The sequence below is a fragment of the Mesorhizobium sp. M2A.F.Ca.ET.039.01.1.1 genome, from assembly GCF_003998035.1.
GTDB lineage: Bacteria > Pseudomonadota > Alphaproteobacteria > Rhizobiales > Rhizobiaceae > Mesorhizobium.
Window position 1 is genome coordinate 1 of record NZ_RZRY01000710.1, and the last position, 3,093, is coordinate 3,093.

Annotated in this window: 3 protein-coding genes and 1 pseudogene; 1 reads left to right on the forward strand and 3 read right to left on the reverse strand. The window is 62.3% G+C overall.

Annotated features, from left to right (window positions below):
• Positions 1-161, forward strand: a pseudogene (locus tag EOA24_RS43460) (MarR family transcriptional regulator); the annotation flags it as partial.
• Positions 162-364: 203 nt separating this feature from the next.
• On the opposite strand, the gene tdh reads toward EOA24_RS43460, so the two are convergent.
• The 3 genes from tdh to EOA24_RS41980 are packed head-to-tail and all read right to left on the reverse strand — an operon-like array spanning position 365 to position 2,800.
• On the reverse strand, positions 365-1,399 hold the full coding sequence (gene tdh, locus EOA24_RS32290; protein ID WP_126083104.1) for an L-threonine 3-dehydrogenase: 1,035 nt from the start codon (positions 1,397-1,399) through the stop codon (positions 365-367).
• 52 nt (positions 1,400-1,451) lie between these two features.
• Positions 1,452-2,639, reverse strand: coding sequence for a glycine C-acetyltransferase (locus EOA24_RS32295; protein ID WP_126083105.1), 1,188 nt, complete (start codon positions 2,637-2,639; stop codon positions 1,452-1,454).
• Positions 2,636-2,800 carry a hypothetical protein gene (locus EOA24_RS41980; protein ID WP_189343157.1) on the reverse strand — a complete coding sequence of 55 codons (165 nt, stop codon included), beginning with the start codon at positions 2,798-2,800 and terminating at the stop codon, positions 2,636-2,638. Before EOA24_RS41980 ends, EOA24_RS32295 begins: the two co-directional genes overlap by 4 nt.
• Positions 2,801-3,093: the final 293 nt, after the last annotated feature.

Genomic DNA, 3,093 nt, shown 5'->3' on the forward strand with positions numbered 1-3,093 from the left:
ATCTTGCGCTGACCAAGGCGGGAGTTGCCGCCTATCGGGAAATGGTGCCGCTGGCGAAGGCGTTTGAAAGGGAGCTTCTGGGGAGGTTCAGCGCGGAGGAACGGGCGGCGATCGTGACGGGGATCGCGGCGCTGGAGGGGGCCTTGGAGGAAAAGGGCTGATAGGTTGGCGCGAGGCCCCCCTCTCTGTCCTGCCGGACATCTCCCCCTCTTGGGGGGAGATTAGATGTCACCCCGGCTTTCGCCAATCGGCAACATTGCAGGATGAGAGCCGGCGCCGAAACTGCCAATCTCCCCCCCTTGAGGGGAGATGTCCGGCAGGACAGAGAGGGGGCGAAGGAACTCGACGTTTCCTTAGAAGCCCCTCACCAATCCATCACCACCTTGCCCGAGCTGCCGCTCCGCATCGCATCGAACCCTACCTGAAAATCGTCGATCCCAATGCGGTGCGTGATCAGCCCCGAAACATCCAGCGGCCCCTGCACGAGCGCGATCATCTTGTACCAGGTCTCGAACATCTCGCGGCCGTAGATACCTTTGAGATGCAGCATCTTGAAGATGACCTTGTTCCAGTCGATCTCGAAGCCGGTGGGCGCGATGCCCAAAATGGCGATCTTGCCGCCATTGTTCATCGTGTCGATCATGTCGCGGAAGGCAGGCGCGGCACCCGACATCTCCAGGCCGACATCGAACCCTTCGCTCATGCCGATCGAAGGCATGACATCGCGCAGCTTTTCCTTCGAGGCGTCGACCACATGCTGGACGCCAAGCTTGCGCGCCAGATCCAGCCGGACCGGGTTGATGTCGGTGATGACGACTTTTCGCGCGCCGACGCATTGCGCGACCAGCGCGCCCATGATGCCGATCGGGCCGGCGCCGGTGACCAGCACGTCCTCGCCGACCAGATCGAAGGACAGTGCAGTGTGAACCGCATTGCCCAGCGGATCGAAGATCGCCGCGATCTCGTCCGGAACATCGTCCGGGATCGGCACGACATTGTGCTGCGGGATGACCATATATTCGCCAAAAGCGCCGGGGCGGTTGACGCCAACGCCGAGCGTGTTGCGGCATAGATGCCCTCGCCCGGCGCGGCAGTTGCGGCAATGGCCGCAGACGATATGGCCTTCGCCCGAGACGCGCTGGCCGACCTTGTATTCGGTGACCGCGGCGCCGAAATCGGCGACAGTGCCGACGAATTCATGGCCCGTCACCATCGGCACCGGCACAGTCTTCTGCGCCCACTGGTCCCAATTGTAGATGTGGACGTCGGTGCCGCAGATCGCGGTTTTCTTGACCTTGATCAGCACGTCGTTAGGGCCGATCTCCGGCACCGGCACCTCTTCCATCCAGATGCCCGGCTCAGCCTTGGCCTTCACCAGCGCTTTCATCATGTTCGACATTCTGTTGTCCTTCGAATCTATTGATCCGGAATCGTTTTCTAGCGCCGGGCGTTCAGGAAATGACGCCCAGTTCCTTGCCGACCTCGCCGAACGCTTCGACCGCCCGATCGATGTCGGCGCTGGAATGCGCCGCCGACATCTGGGTGCGGATGCGCGCCTGGCCCTTCGGCACGACCGGGAAGGAGAAGCCGATGACATAGATGCCGCGCTTCAGCATGCGCGCGGCCATCTCCTGCGCCAAAGCCGCATCGCCCAGCATCACCGGGATGATCGGGTGATCGGCGCCGGCCAGGGTGAAGCCCAGCTTACCCATGCTGGAGCGGAAGCGATCCGCATTGGCATATAGGCGCTCACGCAGCGCGTCGCCATGGCGAATCAGGTCGAACACTTTGATCGAAGCGCCGGCGATGGCCGGCATCAGCGTGTTGGAAAAGAGATAGGGCCGCGAGCGCTGGCGCAGCCAGTCGACCACCTGCCTCTTGCCGGACGTGTAGCCGCCGGAGGCGCCGCCCAGCGCCTTGCCCAGCGTGCCGGTGATGATGTCCACCCTCCCCTCGACACCGCAATGCTCTGCCGAGCCGCGGCCGTTCCTGCCGACGAAGCCGACCGCATGGCTGTCGTCGACCATCACCATCGCATCGTATTTTGCGGCCAGATCGCAGACGCCGCGCAGATTGGCGATGATGCCGTCCATCGAGAACACGCCGTCGGTGGCGATCAGCCGGAAGCGGCAGTCCTTTGCCTCTTTCAGCCTGGCCTCGAGATCGGCCATGTCGTTGTTGGCGTAGCGGAAGCGCTTGGCCTTGGAGAGCCTGACGCCGTCGATGATCGAGGCGTGGTTCAAGGCGTCGGAGATGATGGCGTCCTCCTCGCCAAGAAGCGTCTCGAACAGCCCGCCATTGGCGTCGAAGCAGGAAGAGTAGAGGATGGTGTCCTCCATGCCGAGGAAGGACGAGATCGTCGTCTCGAGTTCCTTGTGCTCCTCCTGCGTGCCGCAGATGAAACGCACCGAAGCCATGCCGTAGCCGTAGCGGTCGAGCGCCTGCTTTGCCGCGTCGCGCAGGTCCAGGCTATCGGCGAGGCCGAGATAATTGTTGGCACAGAAGTTCAGCACCTTTTCGCCGCCGACCTCGATCTCGGCGGACTGCATGGAGGAAATCACCCGCTCGGATTTGTAGAGCCCGGCCGATTTCAGCCCCTGGAGCTCGCTGTCGATGTGGGAAAGGAATGCTTTGCTCATGGGTCCGGCCCTGTTCGGTTCGAGGCCGGACTGTCGCGCCACGGCTGCAAAAAATCCATCGCAAAAGCGACCGCTTCGGTGGCGTCGCGAAAGCCGGACAGCAATCCTTCCCGGCGGTGCAACAGCAATGCGATCAAAAAGCTGTGCGCGGGAAACGACATGATAACCATCTTGCGAGCTTTGTCGCGCCGCCGCGATCGCCATCAGCCTCCTTTGCCGAGCTGTTAACCCTTTCAGGGCAAGCGTCTTCCCGTCACGCATCCAAGGCGGGAATCCGTCGACCGGAGGGTCACTTAGATCATGTCGCAGCAGCCAGTGCAGAGCGTTTCGCGCAAGCTGATCCTGCTCATCAAGACCGGCTACTGGCTGGCGCTCACGATTATTGCCGCCATGGTGGTGGCCTCCTTCATTCTTCTGCAGCAGCTGATGGCGCAGCAGCAGCACAATGATGCCC